This window comes from Micromonospora sp. CPCC 205539 (assembly GCF_036906815.1).
Lineage (GTDB): Bacteria > Actinomycetota > Actinomycetes > Mycobacteriales > Micromonosporaceae > Micromonospora.
The window spans coordinates 142,799-161,058 of the sequence record NZ_JBAKHW010000007.1; the positions used below are offsets into that span (position 1 = coordinate 142,799).

General features: G+C 70.4%; 15 protein-coding genes. 9 read left to right on the forward strand and 6 right to left on the reverse strand.

What is annotated here, in order from left to right; translation table 11 throughout:
- Positions 1–17: 17 nt before the first annotated feature.
- Complete coding sequence (locus V6V47_RS08855) at positions 18–3,356, reverse strand: ATP-binding protein (protein ID WP_334627592.1); 3,339 nt, start codon at positions 3,354–3,356, stop codon at positions 18–20.
- Between the two features lie 104 nt (positions 3,357–3,460).
- On the opposite strand from V6V47_RS08855, the gene V6V47_RS08860 reads away from it, so the two are divergent.
- The 6 genes from V6V47_RS08860 (at position 3,461) to V6V47_RS08885 (ending at position 9,216) form a co-directional block, all read left to right on the forward strand.
- Entirely contained in the window at positions 3,461–4,000 is a 540-nt protein-coding gene (locus V6V47_RS08860; RefSeq protein ID WP_334627593.1) for a PadR family transcriptional regulator, read from the forward strand.
- Positions 3,997–4,710, forward strand: a complete 714-nt coding sequence (locus tag V6V47_RS08865; protein WP_334627594.1) for an ABC transporter ATP-binding protein — start codon at positions 3,997–3,999, stop codon at positions 4,708–4,710. The genes V6V47_RS08860 and V6V47_RS08865 overlap by 4 nt, the downstream gene beginning before the upstream one ends.
- Before the next feature lies 1 nt (position 4,711).
- On the forward strand, positions 4,712–6,499 hold the full coding sequence (locus V6V47_RS08870) for an FtsX-like permease family protein (RefSeq protein WP_334627595.1): 1,788 nt from the start codon (positions 4,712–4,714) through the stop codon (positions 6,497–6,499).
- Between the two features lies 1 nt (position 6,500).
- On the forward strand, positions 6,501–8,285 hold the full coding sequence (locus tag V6V47_RS08875) for an ABC transporter permease (RefSeq protein ID WP_334627596.1): 1,785 nt from the start codon (positions 6,501–6,503) through the stop codon (positions 8,283–8,285).
- A gap of 117 nt (positions 8,286–8,402) precedes the next feature.
- Positions 8,403–8,855: a helix-turn-helix domain-containing protein gene (locus V6V47_RS08880; RefSeq protein ID WP_334627597.1), complete on the forward strand. Its 453-nt coding sequence runs from the start codon at positions 8,403–8,405 to the stop codon at positions 8,853–8,855.
- Complete coding sequence (locus tag V6V47_RS08885; RefSeq protein WP_334627598.1) at positions 8,848–9,216, forward strand: DUF4180 domain-containing protein; 369 nt, start codon at positions 8,848–8,850, stop codon at positions 9,214–9,216. Before V6V47_RS08880 ends, V6V47_RS08885 begins: the two co-directional genes overlap by 8 nt.
- Here V6V47_RS08885 and V6V47_RS08890 read toward each other — a convergent pair.
- A complete protein-coding gene (locus V6V47_RS08890) occupies positions 9,206–9,874 on the reverse strand; it encodes an 8-oxoguanine DNA glycosylase OGG fold protein (RefSeq protein WP_334627599.1) in 669 nt (222 codons plus the stop codon). The two genes, V6V47_RS08885 and V6V47_RS08890, sit on opposite strands and share 11 nt — an antisense overlap.
- A 716-nt stretch (positions 9,875–10,590) precedes the next feature.
- Between V6V47_RS08890 and V6V47_RS08895 the strand changes: the two genes are divergently transcribed.
- Entirely contained in the window at positions 10,591–11,739 is a 1,149-nt protein-coding gene (locus V6V47_RS08895) for a hypothetical protein (protein ID WP_334627600.1), read from the forward strand.
- A 48-nt stretch (positions 11,740–11,787) separates the two neighbouring features.
- Here the strand turns inward: V6V47_RS08895 and V6V47_RS08900 are convergent, their stop codons facing one another.
- The 3 genes from V6V47_RS08900 to V6V47_RS08910 all read right to left on the reverse strand — a co-directional run bounded on the left by V6V47_RS08900 (position 11,788) and on the right by V6V47_RS08910 (position 15,297).
- Positions 11,788–13,443, reverse strand: a complete 1,656-nt coding sequence (locus tag V6V47_RS08900; protein ID WP_334627716.1) for a cation:proton antiporter — start codon at positions 13,441–13,443, stop codon at positions 11,788–11,790.
- Positions 13,444–13,942: 499 nt separating this feature from the next.
- Positions 13,943–15,013, reverse strand: coding sequence for an FAD-binding oxidoreductase (locus V6V47_RS08905; protein ID WP_334627601.1), 1,071 nt, complete (start codon positions 15,011–15,013; stop codon positions 13,943–13,945).
- Positions 15,010–15,297, reverse strand: a complete 288-nt coding sequence (locus V6V47_RS08910) for a hypothetical protein (RefSeq protein WP_334627602.1) — start codon at positions 15,295–15,297, stop codon at positions 15,010–15,012. Before V6V47_RS08910 ends, V6V47_RS08905 begins: the two co-directional genes overlap by 4 nt.
- Positions 15,298–15,569: 272 nt before the next feature.
- Here V6V47_RS08910 and V6V47_RS08915 point away from each other — a divergent pair, with 272 nt between their 5' ends.
- Positions 15,570–16,820: a helix-turn-helix transcriptional regulator gene (locus tag V6V47_RS08915; RefSeq protein ID WP_334627603.1), complete on the forward strand. Its 1,251-nt coding sequence runs from the start codon at positions 15,570–15,572 to the stop codon at positions 16,818–16,820.
- The gene (locus V6V47_RS08920; RefSeq protein ID WP_334627604.1) at positions 16,817–17,320 is read left to right on the forward strand and encodes a flavoprotein; all 504 of its coding nucleotides are present in this window, start codon (positions 16,817–16,819) and stop codon (positions 17,318–17,320) included. The genes V6V47_RS08915 and V6V47_RS08920 overlap by 4 nt, the downstream gene beginning before the upstream one ends.
- A 33-nt stretch (positions 17,321–17,353) precedes the next feature.
- Here V6V47_RS08920 and V6V47_RS08925 read toward each other — a convergent pair whose 3' ends face one another.
- Positions 17,354–18,217, reverse strand: a complete 864-nt coding sequence (locus tag V6V47_RS08925; protein WP_334627605.1) for a hypothetical protein — start codon at positions 18,215–18,217, stop codon at positions 17,354–17,356.
- Positions 18,218–18,260: the final 43 nt, after the last annotated feature.

Below are 18,260 nucleotides of genomic sequence, written 5' to 3' on the forward strand. Positions count from 1 at the left end.
CCGACCTCGTGTCAGTGTCAGAGGCGCCAGGGCAGCGGCTCGGGCGGCAGGTAGCGACAGGTGCTGCCGGTCGACACGGCCTCGCGCAGGTGGCCGGCGAGCGCCGGGTGGCGCTCGCCGACCTTGCGCAGCGTGTCCCGGATCCGCGCGGTCACCGTCTTGCGGGCCCGCTCGGCCTCGTCACCCAGTCGGCGGCTGCGGCCGGCCAGCCCCGCCGCGGCGCGCAGCTCGTCGAGTAGCGCGCTGCGCTCGGCATCCAGCACGGCGACCTTCCGGTCATCGTCGCGCGCTGCGGCCCGGTCGATCTCCTCGTCGAGGCGGGCCAGGTGCCGCCGGTAGCGGGCCTTCGCCTCATCGTCGAGCACCGGGTCGCCACCCATCCGACGGGCGGCGACCAGCTCCGGCCCGGCCGCCGGATCGAGCAACTCCACCGCCGGCACGTCACTACCCGGTCGACTGAGCAGCAGGTGCAGGTCGTGCAACCCCTTGGCGTCGGGCAGGTGCACGACCGCGCCGGCGTAGGCGAGCTGCCAGACCGGCCCGTCGCGCCGGAACTCGTACTCCTGGATCGACTGCGTGACCGGCGCGACCTGGCCGGGCGCGGCGAGCTGGCCTGACCCGAAAGCTTGCGCCGACCCGACAGCCCGGCCCGGCCCCGCGGCCGCGCCAGGCGCGACGGCGTGGCCCAACCCGGCTGCGGCCTGGGCCGGTGCGGCGGGCTCCATGGGGGTCGGGTCGGCGAGCCGGTGAAGCACCTGCGTCATGCCGAGAGCGGTTGCTTCCCGGATGGTGGTGGCGCGCAGCGCGGCCAGCGTCGCGGCGTCGGCCGGGTGCCCACGACTGGCGAGTGCGTTGGCCAGGCCGGCGCGGGCGATGAGTGACCAGGGGCGGGAGCCCAGCCGGTCGGCGGAATCGCGAGCGGCTGTAAAGCCGGCGATGGCGTCGTCCCAACGATCCTGGGCCGCGTCGAGGGTTGCCAGCCAGTGGTCCACCGGGCCGCTGATGTCGCAGCCGAAGAGTGCCACCGCCCACTCCCCGCGGTGCGGGGCGAGCGCGGCCCGCGCGGCGTCGCAGCGCTGCGGGTCACGGGACGCGGCGGCAGCCTGCGCGCGTAACCGCAGCCAGAGCGGCGACACCGGACGCGGGTAGTGGGTGGTGGTGGCCTCGATGCCGCTGGTTAGTTGGATCGCCGTCTCGTCGCTGCCGCGCTCTGCCGCGATGATCGCCCGCAGCAACTCCCGGTAGGGGTAGTCGATCGGGGTCAGCGCGTCCAGCAGGGTGTCGGCCTCGGTGAACCGACCCTGCAGCACGAGCCGAGACCAGCGCAGGTGGTGGCCCATGAACCCGAACTCGGCATGGCTCGGGTCGGCGACGTCGGTGAGATCGGTGAACCGCTCGTCAGCCTCTGCGAAGTCACCCCGGAAGGCCGCGATGATCCCGCTGTCGACGGCCACCGCCATCCGGTGTCGGGCGAAATCGAGCTGCCGATCCACGCTGACGAAGGTGGTGAACTCCTCGATGAAGCGGGGGTCGCCCAACTCCAGCAGCGCCACCCAACGTAGCGAGGTGGCCCACAGCTCGGTCTCCCGGTCTCCCCTCCCGCGGGCCACGTCCCGGATCTCGGCGGTCAGCGCGGCTCGGGCCGCCGCGGTGCCCAGCCCCCAGGTGGTGTCGTGGCGGGCCCAGAGGCTGAAGGTGAGCGCCTCATCGTCCTGCTTTCGACGGGCGATCGTCTCGGTGGCGGTGATCAGGTCGGCGATCAGCCTGCCAACCGACGCGTCGACGTCCGGTTCGTCGATCAGCCGCCGGTACGCCTCGCGCACGAGCTCAGCCGCCTCGACCGAGTGGGCGATCTCCACCTGGCGGGCGCGGTTGACGATGAGCGCGACGCGGGCCAGCAACGCAGGATCGTCGAGTGTGCGCGCCAGCGTCCCGGCCTCGGTGAGTAGTTTCGCGGCCTCGTCCCGGCCGGCGTGGTGGTATTGCGCCTCCCCGAACTCGACGAGGATCCGTACTCGTTGCGCCCGGTCCTCGACGACCTCCAACGCCCGGCGGAAGTGCACCGCAGCCTCGTCGGTGGCCAGCCGGGCGAACGCGTCCCGGCCGGCGGCGACCAGCAGCGCAGCCACCTGGGCCTGGTCGAGTGTTGGGCCGGCGAGGTAGGCGTGGCGGGCGAGGTCGGCGGGGATCAGCCGGTCGGTGAGTTCCCGCAGGTCGTCGACCGCCCGGACGACGGTGCCGTGCCGGGCCTGCCGGTCGTCGTCGCTCAGACCGTCGTAGAGGGTCTCGCGGACCAGGTCGTGGGCGAACGCGAATCGACCACCGCCGCGGGCAACCACCAGCCGGGCGGTCACGGCACGATCGAGCAGCCGGTCGACCTGCGCCACCGGAGCCGCCACGCAGGCCGCGAGGACCTGACGGTGGAACTCGCGACCCAGCACGGCGGCGACGGTGAGCGACTCGACCACGGCCGGGGGCAGTTGGGCCAGCCGGCGGCGCACCGCTTCCCGTACGCCGGGTGCGATCGTGTCGGCCGCGTCGTCGGCGTGCCAGAGCCGGGCGGTCTGCTCGACGAAGAACGGGTTGCCGCCGGTGCGCCGGTGCACCTCGTCGACGAGGCCGGCGTCGGGCTCCCGCCCGGCGGTGCGGGTCATCAGGGCGGCCACCTCGTCGCGGGAGAGGCCGGTGAGGGTAATGGTGGTGGCCTTCGCGACCAGCGGCATCAGCAACGGGCGCAGCGGGTGCTCCCCCGACTCGACCTCGGCGTCGCGGTAGGTGCCGATCAGCAACAACCGCTCGAACCAGGTGTGCTGGGCGGCGAAGCTCAGCAGCCGTAGCGAGGCCGGGTCGGCCCAGTGCAGGTCGTCGAGGACGACCACGACCGGCCGGTGCTGGGAGACCGCGACCAGCGCGGCGGTCACCGCGTCGTACAGCGTGAACGCCTCCCGGTCGGCGATGTCGCCACCCGTGTCGACGCCGGCCCAGTTGACGTTGCGACCGGCCTGCTCGTTGTTGCTGGCGTTCGCCCCGTCGAGCAGGGCCGCCAGGGCGGGCTCCGCGGCCTGCCGTGTCAGTGCCCAGTCGTCGACGGAGCGCCGCAGGCCGCGCAGCACCTGCACCCACGGCCAGTAGCCGGGGGCGCTGTCGGAATCCCAGCAGGCGGCGCCGAGCACCAGCGCGCCACGCTGTCGGGCTTCCCGCGCTGCCGCCGTGACAAGGGTCGTCTTGCCGATGCCCGGCTCGCCGGTGACCAGGACGAGGCCACCGTGGCTGGTGGCGGCACGGTCCAGCTCAGCGCGCAGCAAACCTGCGGGATGATCCCGCCCGATGATCGCGTCGCCGCGCCGCGCGTCCATGGCTTCCAGACGGTACTGGACCCCTCCGACGGTGGCGGTCGAGATTTGACAGCCCGATAGCTAGCGGTTATCTATTAGCGGTCCATCCGAGAGGGCGTGCCGAAGTGCAGGACGTGGTGTTGGCCATGCTGGCCAAGGAGCCGGCGCATGGGTACGAGCTGCGCAGCCGGATGCGGAGCGCGCTCGGCCCGCTCGGCGAGGCCATGAACGCGGGGCAGATCTACGTGACGCTGGCCCGGTTGGCAAAGGCCGGCCTGGTCACCTCGGAGCGGGCCGACGGCCTGCCGGACCGGCCCGATCGACGGGTCTACGCGTTGACCCCGGCCGGGCAGCAGCGGGTCGCCGGCTGGCTGACCGAGGTGAGCTGGCCAAAGCCGGACCTCACGGAGTTTCACCTGAAGCTGGTCGCCGCCGCGGCTGCCCGGTTGGCCGATCCGGTGGCGTTGGTCGACGCGCAGCGGCGTGAGGTGCTGCGCCGGCTGCGCGACGCGCAACGCGCGGCGTTGGCGCGGTCGGTGGATCCGGTTGCCGGGTTGCTGTTGGAGGGCGTCGTGTTGCGGTTGCGGGCTGACCTGGAGTGGCTGGAGGCGTGCGAGCGCACGTGGTCCGAGCGTGATCGAGCGGGGCGGAAGGCGGGGGAATGACCGGGTTGATGGCGGTGCGGACACGTGGGTTGAGCAGGTGGTACGGCTGGGACAACGCGCTGGTGCGCGCGGTCGACGACGTCGACCTGGAGGTGCCCTCCGGGCAGACGTTGGCGATCATGGGGCCGAGTGGCTGCGGTAAGTCCACCCTGCTGCACCTGCTGGGCGGGCTGCAACGCCCCACCCACGGCGAGGTGTGGCTGGCCGACCGCCGGATCGACACGATGAGCGAGCGCGCCCTCGCCCGGCTGCGGCGCGACACCATCGGGCTCGTCTTCCAGTCCTTCCACCTGATGGACGAACTCACCGCGGTGGAGAACGTCGAGATGGCCGCCCTGCTGGCCGGGTGGTCGCCGGGTCGCGCTCGGCGGCGCGCCCTGCACCTGCTCGACCAGGTCGGGCTGGCCGACCGCGCCACGCACCTGCCCTCGGCCCTGTCCGGCGGCCAGCGCCAGCGGGTCGCCATCGCCCGCGCGATGAGCAACGAACCGCAGGTCGTTCTCGCCGACGAGCCGACCGGCAATCTGGACAGTGCCGCCACCCTGGAGGTACTGCGGCTGTTCGAGGAGCTGCGCACCAGCGGGCAGACCCTCGTGGTGGTCACGCACGACGCCCGCATCGCGGCGGTCGCCGACCGGGTGATCTCGATGCGGGACGGCGCGTTCGCCGACGACAGCCTGCTCGTCGGCGTTCATGGCGGGGTGCGCTGAGGTGGCGGGCCGGCTGCTGCTCGTATGGCGGCTGCTCGTACGGGACCTGCGCCGACACCGGACCGAGACCCTGCTACTGCTGATCGCGATCACCGCGGCGACCGCGACGCTGACCCTCGGGCTCACCCTCCACGAACTCGTCGCCCGCCCGTACGAGCAGACCCGGGCCGCCACCGTAGGCCCGGACCTGGTGGTGCAGGCGGGACAACCCGGACCGCATTCGCTGGACGCGCTCGCGCCACTGACTACCCTGCCGGGCGTCACCAACCACAGTGGGCCGTACCCATTGGCCTTCCTGGCTCTGACCGCCGGTGACACGACCGCACGGGTCGTCGTCGAGGGCCGCGACGGTACGCCGGCTGCGGTCGACCGGCCGGCGGTGACCGACGGCACCTGGGTACGCCCCGGCGGCGTGGTCGTCGAACGCACCTTCGCCGACGCCCTCGGCGTACGCGTCGGCGACACGGTAAGCGTCGACGGCCACCCGCTGGGCGTGACCGGGTTCGCGGTCACCGCCGCCAGGCCTGCATACCCGCGCGCTGGGTGGCACCTGCCCGGCAGCATCCTGACCGAGGGCGGCGGCCTGGTCTGGGTCGAACGGGGCGACATCGCCACCCTCGCCGGCGAGCAGCCGCTGTCGTACACAGTGAACCTGAGACTGGCCAACCCGCAGGCCGGTGCCGCGGTGATCGATCCGTCGGGCGGAGATGCCCGCTTCCGCGGCTGGCGCTTCAGCACCGGGCAGGAGATCGCCGAGACCAACGGCAGGCTGAATGCTCCGGCACAGCAGGCCCTGACGATCGGCAGCTGGCTGCTGACCGCGCTCGCGGTGGTCGGCGTCGCCGGCATCGTCGCGGGCCGGGCTATCGGCCAACGCCGTCGGGTGGGGCTGCTCAAGGCCGTCGGCGCCGGGCCCGCCATGATCGCCGCCGTCCACCTCGCCGAATACCTCGTGATCGCGCTCGCCGCCGCCGGCACCGGCCTGGCCGTCGGTTGGCTCGCCGCGCCCCCACTGTTCCGCCCGACCGCCGGGCTCCTCGGCTCGGTCGGCGTCCACCCACCACCGCTGCGGATGGTGGCCGCGGCCACCGCGCTCGCCCTGACGATCGCCGTGGCGGCGACCCTGGTGCCGGTGCTACGCGCCGCCGCCACCGACACCACTCATGCGCTGGCCGATGCCGCCGCGGCGCCGCGCCGCCGACGCTGGGTCATCTCGCTGTCCCGTCGACTGCCCACCGCCCTGCTGATCGGGGTACGCATCAACGCACGCCGGCCCCGTCGGGCCTGGCTCGTCACGGTGAACACCCTGATCACCACGACCGCGCTCGCCGCCGCGCTGATGGCTCTGGCGCAGGAGCGCAGCCCGGTGGATCTTGGCTACTCGAAGTTGCCGGACGCCCGTGACGAGCGAACCACCCAAGCCATGATCCTCGTCGTCTGCGTGGTGTGTTTCCTGGCGCTGCTCAACACAGTCGTGAGCACCTGGACCGCGGTCCTCTCCACCCGGCACCCGCTGGCGGTCACCCGGGTGCTCGGCGCGACCCCCGCCCAGGCTGGCGCGGGCTTGGCCGTGGCGCAGCTCCTGCCCGCGATACCTGGCGTCGCCGCTGGACTACTCCTCGGCATCTTGACCTTCTTCGCCGGCGACGACAACCAGCACGCCCCCGCCTCCTGGATGCTCACCGCGGGGCTCGGCGTTCCGCTCGCCGTCGTCATGCTCACCGCCATCCCGGCCGTGGCAGCCGCACGCCGCCCGGTCGCGGACACCCTCCAGGCCGGGGTGCGCTGACGTGGCGGGCCGCCTGCTGCTCATCTGCCGACTGCTGTCCCGAGGGCTGCGTCGGCACCGGACCGAGAACCTGTTGCTGCTGGTCGCGATCACCGCCGCGACCGCGACGTTGACCCTCGGCCTCACCCTCAACGAACTCGTAACCCGCCCGTACGAGCGGACCCGGGTCGCCACCGCGGGCCCGGACCTGGTGGTGGAACCGGGCTTCCCCGGGCCGCAGGCCCTGGCCGCGCTCGCCCCGCTGACGACCAGGCCCGGCGTGACCGAGCACAGCGGGCCGTACCCGCTGGCCTTCCTGGCGCTGACCGCCCGCGACACGACCGTCCGGGTCATCGTCGAGGGCCGCGACGGCACACCGGCGGCCGTCGACCGACCCGCGGTGACCGACGGCACCTGGGTACGCCCCGGTGGCGTGGTCGTCGAACGCACCTTCGCCGACGCCCTCGGATTACGCACCGGTGACACGGTCAGCGTCAACGATCATCCGCTGCGGGTGACCGGGTTCGCGGTAACCGCCGCCAGGCCGGTGTACCCGCAGGTCCACTGGCACATGCCGGGCGGGAACCTGGTGGAAAAGGGCGGCCTGGTCTGGGCTGATCACCGCGACATCGTCACCCTCGCCGGTGATCAGCCCTTGTCGTACTCTCTGAACCTCAAACTGGTCGATCCACAGGCCGGTGCCACCGTCGTCGACCCGTCGGGCAACGATCCCTCCTTCCGCGGCTGGACCTTCCGGTCAGCGCGGGACATCGCCAACAGCAGCGGTCGGCAGAACAGGCAGGCGGAGACCGCCCTGGTGGTCGGCAGTTGGTTGCTGACCGGCCTCGCGGTGGTCGGCGTCGCCGGCATCGTCGCGGGCCGAGTCATCGCCCGGCGCCGCCGGGTCGGATTACTCAAGGCCGTCGGCGCCGGGCCTGGAGTGATCGCCGCCGTCCACCTGGCCGAATACCTCGTGATCGGGCTCGCCGCAGCCGGGACCGGCCTGGCTACCGGCTGGCTCGCGGCGCCCCTGCTGTTCCGCCCCAGCGCCGGATTCGTGGGCACCGTCGGCATGAACCCGCCGCTACGCGTGGTGGTCGCCGCCACCGCGTTCGCCCTCGCGATCGCCGTCGCGGCGACCCTGGGGCCGGTGCTACGCGCCGCCGCCACCAGCACCATCCACGCGTTGGCCGACGCCCCGACGCCACCACGTCGTCGGCGGTGGGCCATCTGGTTGTCACGCCGGCTGCCCACCGCCCTCCTGATCGGCGTACGCATCAACGCGCGTCGGCCACACCGTGCTCGGCTTGTCACCGTCAACACTTTGATCACCACGGCCGCGCTCGCCGCCGTCCTCACGATCCTGGCGCAGGACGACGATCCGCTGAATCTGGGTTACTCGGAACTCCCCGACCCCCGCAACGAGCGCACCCTTCAGGCCATGCTCATCGTCGCCGGGGTGGCCTGCTTCCTCGCGCTGCTCAACACCATCGTGAGCACCTGGACAGCGGTTCTCGACACCCGGCACCCGCTGGCGGTCGCCCGCGCGCTCGGCGCGACCCCCGCTCAGGCCGGTATGGGCCTGGCGGTGGCGCAGCTCCTTCCCGCCCTACCCGGCGTCGCGGCCGGGATCCCCTTCGGCACCGAGATGTACCTGTTCTTCGACGGCGAGCGATACCCACCCGCCGCCTGGGCGCTCACCACAGCATTCGGAGTTCTCGTCGCCGTCGCCACGATCACCGCCATCCCCGCTCTGGCCGCCGCACGCCGCCCGGTAGCGGACACCCTCCAGTCCGCAGCGAACTGACAACGGCCGGCCGCCGCTGACGGTAGGTAGGTAGCTGAGCCCTTTGGAGCTGATGGCGTAGACGGATCAGGCGTTATCCTTCCGCAAACTTCCCTATCGGGGGTACGGTAGGGAGCGATGAAGGAAGACATGTACTCGGTCGAGCAGGTTGCCGAGCGGCTTGGGCTGCACGTACGGACCGTGCGCGGCTACATCCGGTCTGGCCGGCTGCGGGCTGTGCGGATCGGCAAGCAGTACCGGATCGCCGCTGGTGATCTCGACGCGCTCACCGGGCAGACCCGGGCTGCCGCCACCGCGATCGGGTCGGCGGAGGTGTCGAGCATCGTGCAGATCGACGGCGTCGACCGGGTTGCCGCCGACCGGCTCGGCTCGCTCATGCTGGCCACCGCCAACACCAACCACGACCCCGCACGCCCGCTCCGAGTGCAGACAGTGCACGACGAGGAGCGGCACCGCATGAAGATCATCATTCTCGGCGAGCCCGCCGCCACCGCCGAGTTGCTACAGCTGCTCGATGCCGTACTCGACGCCGACAACGGCCTGATCGACCGGGAGGTCCACGATGCCTGACGAGATCCAGGACCGCGCCGGGGTGCCGGTGCTGGTCTGCGACCCGGCCGGCCCTCTGGTGGCCACCGAGCAGGACGCGCTGGACCTGATCGGCGCCGCCTTCGCCGGTGCGCAGGTGGTCGCAGTGCCAGCCAGCCGGCTCGACGAGCGCTTCTTTACGCTGGGCACGCGCTTCGCCGGCGAGGTGATGCAGAAGTTCGTCAACTATCACCTCCGGCTGGTCGTGGTCGGTGACATCTCGGCGCACCTGGAGGCCAGCTCGGCGCTGCGCGCCCTGGTGCACGAGTCCAACCGGGCCGAGCACATCTGGTTCGTCCCCGACCTCGACGCCCTCGACGCTCGCCTCGGCGCTACGGCGTAGCCATTTCGTCGTCGCCGAGGGGCCAGCGGTCGCGGAAGACCGCCATCTCCACCGCGTCCGGGTCGATGCCTCTGGCCTGCGCCTGTTCTGCCGCCCAGCGCAGATAGGCAAGCCACTCCTCCGACGACCACCCGGATCGACGGGTGACGCCGGCCTCGACGGGCAGCCGGCCGCCCACGACGCGGTCGAGGATCAGCGGTTGCACGCCACCCGCCCCTCGCCGGTAGCCAGCGAAGTAGAGGACCTTCGTGAAGAACGCCGGCCCCAACCAGGGCAGCCGAGCCTGCTGGGGATCGCGGAAGCGGCGGTAGGCCGTGAGCAGCGCTTCCTCGTCTGGCGGGGACGCCGACACCGCCGCGAGTGCACCGGTCAGGCGCTCGCCGTCCGGGTCGCCAGCGAGTGACTTGGCTGCGCGCCAGGGCCCGTACCCGATTGGGCCGTAGCCCCACATCAGCACGGCGGTCAGCAGTTGCCGCGCGCTCGCCGAGCCGGCCCGGTACGCGTCGGCCACCGCGAACACGTCGCGCCGCCAGACCTGCCCAGTCGACGGGAAGCCGGTGGGCCAGGCATCCGGCGGCAACGCCTCCCGCCACCGGTCGAGGTGCACCGTGATCGGGGCCTGCTCCCCCGGCAACGCCACGTGTCCAGTCATTCGCATGGTCGCCTCCCTCGAAGGGCGGAGCGGCCCGTCGGACCCGCAGATCTCCGCCGGCCGAACGCTACGGTCGGGCCCTTCCACCCGCTGTCCGCCGACGCCATATCGCGGTATCGAGAGCGCAATCCAACAGCGCAGCCGCCCGGGGTTCGCGGGCGGCGGCACCGGGTCGGTGACTGTTACGCCGTGACGCAGATGCCGTACGCCGTGTCGAACCAGTTGCCGGCGCACGGTTCTCCTCGTACGCGCCGGAGGCCGCGGACGTCAGCGCGGTGGCGGGGCGCCGCCGAGCCGCCGGATTTCCTTGTGCTGACGTGTCTCTCCCGTCCGGGGCCTCGGCGGCGGCGCGCGTGGGTCGCGAGATTCTGTGGGAACCGCCGCCGCCGAGGCCGGTCATGATGACGACCTCACGGCAGGTAGCGGGCTGACCCGGCAATATCGTCAACTTGACTACGCCGCGTAACGGAGCGCGTCAGCCTTTGCCCGCGATGGATAGCCTGGCGTCGAACGGTCGACGGCCGCACCGCGACGATCGGCACCAACGCCTTCGTGGTGCTCTAACAGTTCCTGGCCACCACCGAACACAGCGTGCCGCATCTGAGCTGACTGGCGCCGACGGAGGGTCGACGACGGGCATGAGCGATGGCCTTGATGACCTCCTACAGGACCCGCCGGTCACAAAGCGACTGAGGCGCTGGGCGGAGTTGCAGGGTGGCTCGGTGCGAGCACCCGTCCGGCCGTCGCGTACCCGCGGATACACCGACGCCTACCTGGTCACCATCATCTTCAGCCGGCACGTCCAGGGGTCCGAAAACAGCACTCAGCGACTCATCGTCAAGGTGCAGGGCCGTGAGACGAGCGAGCCAGCGCGACATGAGCGGGCGCTCAGGTCCAACAGGAGCTTCGCCGCACGTCATCTGGTGCGACAGCCCTTTGCTAGGCAGGATGTCGATGAGGACCGCATCATGACCTTCCAGGAGGTCGCCCACGACGGTGGCCCCGTGACCACCATGAATGACATCGATGAGGAATTCCTGGTGCAGGCCTTCACCGTGGTGATGGACCGGGTCCTTAACGACTGGAACCAGACCCCGGCCGACGCAGGCCGCATTGACCGGCCGGTCGGCATCACCACCGTCGGCGCGTACCTCCGGGGCGAACTGGCTGTCGCCGACGCCTTGGACGAACTGCCCCGCCGGGTGGCTCACGCTGGTCTGCTCGACCAATCGAGCGATTGGATGATCATCGATGGCGTCGTCGTTCCGAATCCGCTACGGCTACTCGATCCAGAGTCACCCTTTGCGGGCATCACGATCAACTACATCCAGGGGTACGCGCACGGCGACCTGCACGGCGCCAACATCATCATCCCCCTCGACGGCGCGCCACGACCCGACGCGTTCCGGCTGGTCGACCTCAGCGCCTTCGAGAGGGAGGCGCCGCTCAGCCGAGATCTGGTCGGCCTTCTCCTGACCACCGTTCTGCGCCATGTGGCACTCAGGCTGGCAACCGAGGGATCCGGCCTTTCTGCGACGCAGGCCGAGGCACTCCTTCACAAACTGCTCCACCCGGTCGTCAGCCAGCCGAGCCCGGCCCTGCCTCGACTGCTGGATCAATTGGTGAACGCCGCCCATTGGCTCGGGCTGAGCGTTGCCGAGGGCGCCTGGCGCCTGGAGTGGCGGACGCAGTACCGACTCTCCCTGATTAGCCAGGCGCTGATCTGCACCACCTTCGACAACCTCTGCGACTCCGGACGTCGGTGGTGCTTCCGGCTGGCCGCCGAGGCGTACCGCGAGGAATTCTTCCCATCGACGATGGGGCCGGCACCGGACGGTCTGCCCGTACTGCCGCGCCTCAACGCCCCCTAACCCGACCGTCGCCCCCACCAGGGCCGACGACGCTCGGCGGCGGCGCGATCACCGCTCCGCCCGGTTGTGGTGCCGCAGCCGCAGACCGACCTCGGCGGTGTCGAGCGAGGTGAGCGTCTGCTCGAGCACCGTGGCGTCGTACACGCCCTCGTCCTGGAGATCCAGCAGCCGATCCCGCCGTACGTGGATGAGCGCGAGGCGGTGCTGAAGTTCGTCCTCGCCCTCCCCCTGCGGCACGGTGACCTCGGTCAGGTCGGCCTCGAGCGCGGCCCGCTGCCGGCGCTGCTCGTCGACGTCCGGGGTGCTCGGTCGGACCCAGCGCACCAGCGGCACGAGTACGCCGCCCTGGAGGAGCAGGGACAGCAGGGCGGTGATGAAGGCCAGGAGGATGAGGTCGGAGCGGTGGGCGGTGGACTCCGGCAGCGTCTGCGCAGCGGCGACGGTGACCGCGCCCCGCATCCCGGCCACGACCATGACGACCCCGTCCCGCCAGGAGAGCGGATGCCGCAACACGTAGTCGATGTCGTTGAGCATCAGCCGGGACCGCCGGCCCAGGCGATGCCACCGGCTCTCCGAGATCCGGCGTCCGGATCGCCGATCCGCGGCTGTGCCACCGCGCGGCCTGCGGCCGAGGCTGCGCGTCACCGCGTCCGCGTTGCGCTCGGCGATCGCCTGGACGGCGTCGCGCAGGCCGGACTGGGAGTGGCGCGCCCGGTGGGCGTCGAAGCGGAGAAGCCCGATGAGCGGGAGGACGTACGCCGCCCGGACGGCCAGCAGCACCACGACCGCGAGGAACGCGAGCAGGGCGACCAGGGGAAGGCCGGTCGGCCCGACGCTGGCGTCGGCCACGAGGGCGGACACCTGCAGCCCCATGAGCAGGAAGATGGCACCCTCCAGGAACAGCTCGACCGTCCGCCAGTTGTTGCCGTCCGAGAGCCGCTGGTCGGCAGGCAGGTGGCGGGGGCCGGAGCGGCCGGTGACGATGCCCGCCACGACGGCGGCGACGAGACCGGACCCGTGCAGCAGACCCGCGGGCACGGCCGCCAGGAACGGCACGGTGAACGAGATCAGGGTCGAGGCGGTGACGTCGGGAATCCGGGCGCGTAGGCGTACCACGAGGGCGCTTATGAGACCGCCCACGACGACGGCGACCAGCACCGACCACAGGAACTGGCCCACGGCCTGCCAGAACGAGAAGGTGAGGGCGGCGGCCGCTACGGCGGTCCGCAGCACGACCAGGGCGGTCGCGTCGTTGAGCAGCGACTCGCCCTCCAGGATCGTGGTGAGGCGGTAGGAGATCCCGACGCGACGGGCGATGGTGACCGCGACGGCATCCGTCGGCGAGAGGATGGCGCCCAGGGCGACGCCCCACGCGAAGCCGAGATCCGGGAAGATCCAGGCGAAGACGGCACCCAGCAGCAGCGAGCTGACCAGGACCAGGAGGACCGCCAAGCCGCTGATCGCGTTGAACTCACGCCGGAAGTTCATCGCCGGCATGGAGACCGCCGAGGAGTAGAGCAGCGGCGGCAGCACACCGGCGAGCACGAGCTCCGGGTCCACCTCGATCGGCGGGACGCCGGGGAGAGCGGAGACGCCGATCCCGATCAGCACGAGCAGCAGTGGGGCGGCCACTCCCCAGCGCGGGCCGAACGCGGTCGTCACGGCGATGGCGACGGTGGCGAGGACGCCGCTGAGGATGAGCATCTCCACGCCTGCCCCCTCGTTCGCCTCGCCCTCACCCCTCCGCGACCTCCATCATCTCGTCGCGAAGCAGCGGAGTTGGCATAACGGCCGCGAGCGGGCACCACCCATCGGGCCGCCAGCCTGATCGGGCCGCCTGCCACCTCAGTTCCGTCTCGGGCATCCGGGGGACAGGCGGCGGGGTCGTGCACCCTCCTCTGGCCGTCGACGCCCTGCCCCGGGTTGCTGTGTCACCCCCTTTGCTCTGCTTCACTCGGCGCAACACTTACGGCACTTTTCTGTTGCGTCCGTTGAAGCAGAGCAAAGGACGAACAACTAGCCCAGCGACCCCCGCGCCAGGGCACCGCAAGGCCACCTGAAGGCGGCCGAAGACGGGGTCTCAGGCGTGGAAGCTACCGAAGACCTCGCCTCCCGACCAGCGTCAGGCTTCCGAGGATCGCCCCGCCCGACAGCGGCCAATCGCACGGGCCGGCCGGAGTGCGTCGGCTGCGGTGGCCGGCCATCAGTGGGTGAAACTCTCGGGTAGGTGAATGTGCTCGGCGGGGATGCCGAGGGCATGCAGCCGGCACCGTGCGCGGGTCACCATCGCGGGTGGCCCACAGAGGTAGATGTCCTGACCGACGCGGTAGTGCCGGAGCGCCATGGTGAGGGCGTCGCCCTGCTCGACCGGCTCCGCACAGGGGTCCGACGAGAACGCCGGCACGACGGTCAGCCAGTCGTGCGCGCACTGCAGCTTGTCGAGGGTGACCGGGTCGTACAGGTCGGTGAAGCTGCGCGCGCCGACGATCAGTGTCACCCGTCGGCCGTCCGGTGCCGCGGCGAGCTGCTCGACCAGGGCGCGCAGTGGTGCCAGGCCGGTGCCGCCGGCGACGAGCAGCAGATCGTCGGGTCGCGCCGGATCGAGGCCGAGGCCGGTGTCGCATGGTGGGCCGAGCCAGATCAGCTCGTCGGGGCGTACCTCATGGACCAGGCGGTGGGAGACGGCCCCGGCGGGGACGGCACGGACGTGCAGCTCGACGGTGCCGTCGGGTCGGGGCGCGTTGGCCGGGGAGAGCCAGCGCCACTGCCTCGGCAGGCGTGGGGTGCACACCGGGATGGCCTGGCCGGGGTGGTGGGGCAGGCGCCGCCAGGGTCGTACCGTGAGGATGGCGATACCGGGCGACGGCCGATCGTGGTCGACGACCTGGGCCGGCCACCAGGCCGGGCCGTCGCCGACGCCGCCGGCGGCGCAGCGGATGGCCTGCGTGGCGCGGCCCGCGGCGCGGTGCCCGGCCTCGGTGAGCGCCGGGTTCCACAGTGGGTGGGCGTGGCGTCGGATGGTGGCGAGCAAAACGTCGCCGACGGCGGCGGCGTGTGGGAGCAGGCCATAGAGGCGGTACGCGCGGGCGAGCACCGTGAGCAGCGCCGCTCGGCTCGCCGGGTCGCCGTCGTCGGCCAAGAGGCTGCCGAGCGCCGCGAAGAACAGGGGCGCGTCACAGTGCGGGAGCAGGCCGGGCTGGCGGTCTTCGAGGGCACACCAAAAGTCACCAGCCGCCCGGTCGTCGACCGCCGCCCAGGCGGTCGCCAGGTTCACGCGACCACCTCGAACGCCCGCCGCACCTGGGCGATCTGCCCCTCCGGCAGCTCGGCCGCCCAGAGCACCCCCACCAGGTAGTCGACGATCCGCTGATGCTGTGCCTCCGTCAGCCCGAGACCGCGCCAGCCGGCCGCCGCAGGCTCGCCATCGAGGGCGTTCGCCAGGCTCGCGGTGAGATGCGCGGCGAGTCGGTCCAGGTCAACCCCGATGAGGTACGGCGACAGCTCCGCATCCGCCACGACCAGCCGCAGCCAGCGGGTGACCGCCTCCGCGGCCGTCATGCGCTTGCCTTCTTGTGGATGTCGTTCAAGTTGGGCATGCCGGCTCCGGGGTGTCGACGGATGAGGTGGCGCCGGGGCGGGCGGAGTCGGAACCGCGCCACACAGTTCCGGCGCTCGACACCCGCCCCGGGGCCGTGCGTTCAGCCTCGGGGCTTCGCCGCTCAGGAACTACAGCGTCGAGGGAGCCGAAGTGGCGCATCAATGAGGCAGACACGTACCCGCAGCGTCGTCGATTGGTTACTAAAGTGGCGGCAAGTGGAGGGAGCAACGTCGTGGCCTTGAAGCGGCACCGGCTCTGCCATCGGCGGAAGGCACTCGGGCTCAGCCAGGAGCAGTTGGCCGAAATCCTCGGCGTTGAACGGTCGACCGTCGTCCGCTGGGAGGGTGCCGAGACGGATCCTCAGCCCTGGCATCGGAGCCGGATCGCCGACGCATTGCGAGTTACTCTCGAACAGCTCGACGAGATGCTCGCAGATGTGTCGGTGGCAACGCGCAGGGGGCGGATCATGGGGGACGAGACCCGCGACGCCGCAGTCGGGGCCGCTCGCTCAGACCTACTTACCGGCCTGCGCACGTTCCTGACCAGCTACCTACCTGACCGACCGGTTGAGCAGGTACGGCCACTCGCTGACGTGCGGCGAAGCGTCGGCAGGGTTCACGGCTTGTACCAGCGTGCGAGCTATAGCTCCGCGGCTCGACTGCTGCCCGACGTGCTCGGGCAGGCCACAGATCTGGCCACGCATGCACCCGGGGCTCAACGAGTTCGCGCATTCCAGCTGCTCGCCGCCGCCTACATTGCGGCCTCGAAACTCGCTGCCAAGGTCGGTGACGGCGAGAGCGCCTTGATGACAGCGGACCGGGCGTCGACCGCCGCAGGGCTTGCCGGTGATCGCGCACTGCTGGCAGTCGCCGCCTACCAGGCGGCGTGTGGACTTCTCCGATTGCCAGGCAGAGCGGACCAGACAGCTCAAGTTTTGGAGAGCAGCATTGACCAGCTGGCCTCCGAAGGTCCGGTGAATGATCCTGAGCTGATCTCCGCACGGGGCGCCCTGCTTCTCTTGGCGGCCGTAGTCGCCGCAGGCGGCGGTGAGCAGAAGGCGGCCGGTCGGCTACTGAGCCAGGCCGATGGGCTGGCCGCTGAGCTGGGGTCGGATCGCAACTGCTTGTGGACGGGCTTCGGCCCGACCAACGTCGCCATCCATGCGGTCTCTGCTGCGGTCCGGGCCGGCGACCCAGATCGAGCTGTCGCGGTCGCCATGCAGCTCGACACCTCGAAGTTGCCTGCGGTGCTTGTCGGTCGACGGGCTCAGGTACATGTCGACCTGGCGCTAGCCTCGATGATGGGCGCGGCGGACAGGTCCGCAGCGGTATTGCATCTGCTCGAAGCCGAACGGACAGCCGCCGAAGTGGTGCAGGCCAACGTCCATGCTCGTGAGCTCATCCGTGATCTGCTGTCCAAGGAGCGTCGCGCCGCAACGCCAGGGTTACGGCCCTTGGCAGAACGGGCAGGCTTGCTGGTATGAGCAAGCGCCCTGTACTCGCCCTCGTCGTCTCGGCCGCGCCACCTGTACTGCGCATCAACGAACTCATCGACCTACTGATCGGCGATGGTTGGAGAGTCTGCGTGACAGCGACGCCCACTGCTGCCACCTGGATTAACCAGGACGCCCTTGCTCGACAGACGGGCTACCCGGTGCGGGTTGAGTGGCGGCTCCCTGGTGATCCAGAACCCCATCCAGCCGCTGACGCGACTGTGGTCGTCCCGGCCACCTTCAACGTCATCAACAAGTGGGCGCTGGGGATCAACGACAACGTGGCCCTCGGCATCCTCAACCAGGCGCTCGGCTCGCGCCTGCCCGTCTACGCGTTTCCCAACGTCAAAGCGGAACTCGCTGCTCACCCAGCGTATGAGGTGAACCTGCGCCAGCTAGCTGCCAGCGGCGTGGCCATCAAGCCCCTCGGATTTGACGCAGACTGGCTCCTCGTTGCAGGAAGGTTGTCCCGGCAGGAAGTGCTCGGTTAGCCGCACCCCTATCCGTCAACCCCGACCTCCTGCCTAAATCGTTGGACCTGAAGGGCATCGCCTCATGATCAGGTCGACCTCACCCGCTTTTGGTGTCGAGTCACCGAACAGGCTGGTCTGCGTGGGCTTTGTGTATGGCCGCGCAACCTCCTCCAAACGATGCTCTGGAAACGCAGCCAACAAAGCAGCTCGCGTTGCACTCAGCGTCAGTTCACCGGCTCCAGTGCGAACGTAAACAGTTCCATCGGATGCAAGCGTAGGGGCAGCTTTAGAGAAGACGGACTCAAGAAGCCCAATATACCTTGCACCATTCTCGAACTTGCCCCTCATTTCACTCGTACCAGGAACCCTGTAAGCGTTCGGTGCACCGCCTAACAACCAGAGCCTCAGCCACTGGTCATAATGATAATTAGTCAGGCCAAAGTACGGTGGCGAGGTAAAGATCAGCCCGACCCGCCGCCGCTGCTGGCGCAGCCTGCGACTAATCGCTACGAGAGCCTCGCCCGCATCACCCAAATGCATCTCGCTCTTCGCCGTGACTGGCACACCCTTCGCATACCTCCAGGCGAGTCGCTTCACCATGAAATCCACGGGATCCATGTCAGGGGGCGCAAGCCGACGCTCTTTCCACCACTTGACCGCGTAATCCGGCGCCATCGACTTAGTTTGCCGCATTTGATTCGATAACGCAGAGCCGTGCTTGCCATGAAGGTAAACCAAGAGTAGCGCCATCGCGGTGCGATCCACGGCAATATTCCGCCAATCTAGCAAATCGCGAGCCGCGAGAAGGAATGCGCGCACCTTTACAGCAAAGCAATGATGGAAGAATTCGGGCAAAGATTCGGCATTCTCCATGTAAGTCGAGGCGTTCCCGGCAAGCCATCGCAGGCGGGTCACCACAGATTCGTGCGGCGCTGGCTCCAATTTCGTTCTTGCGTAG

Bases quoted from the DNA above. Each gene is read 5' to 3' on its own strand.
- V6V47_RS08855 (WP_334627592.1), bottom strand. From the start codon at position 3,356: ATGGACGCGCGGCGCGGCGACGCGATCATCGGGCGGGATCATCCCGCA.
- V6V47_RS08865 (WP_334627594.1), top strand. From the start codon at position 3,997: ATGACCGGGTTGATGGCGGTGCGGACACGTGGGTTGAGCAGGTGGTAC.
- V6V47_RS08880 (WP_334627597.1), top strand. From the start codon at position 8,403: ATGAAGGAAGACATGTACTCGGTCGAGCAGGTTGCCGAGCGGCTTGGG.
- V6V47_RS08885 (WP_334627598.1), top strand. From the start codon at position 8,848: ATGCCTGACGAGATCCAGGACCGCGCCGGGGTGCCGGTGCTGGTCTGC.
- V6V47_RS08890 (WP_334627599.1), bottom strand. From the start codon at position 9,874: ATGCGAATGACTGGACACGTGGCGTTGCCGGGGGAGCAGGCCCCGATC.
- V6V47_RS08900 (WP_334627716.1), bottom strand. From the start codon at position 13,443: ATGCTCATCCTCAGCGGCGTCCTCGCCACCGTCGCCATCGCCGTGACG.
- V6V47_RS08910 (WP_334627602.1), bottom strand. From the start codon at position 15,297: ATGACGGCCGCGGAGGCGGTCACCCGCTGGCTGCGGCTGGTCGTGGCG.
- V6V47_RS08920 (WP_334627604.1), top strand. From the start codon at position 16,817: ATGAGCAAGCGCCCTGTACTCGCCCTCGTCGTCTCGGCCGCGCCACCT.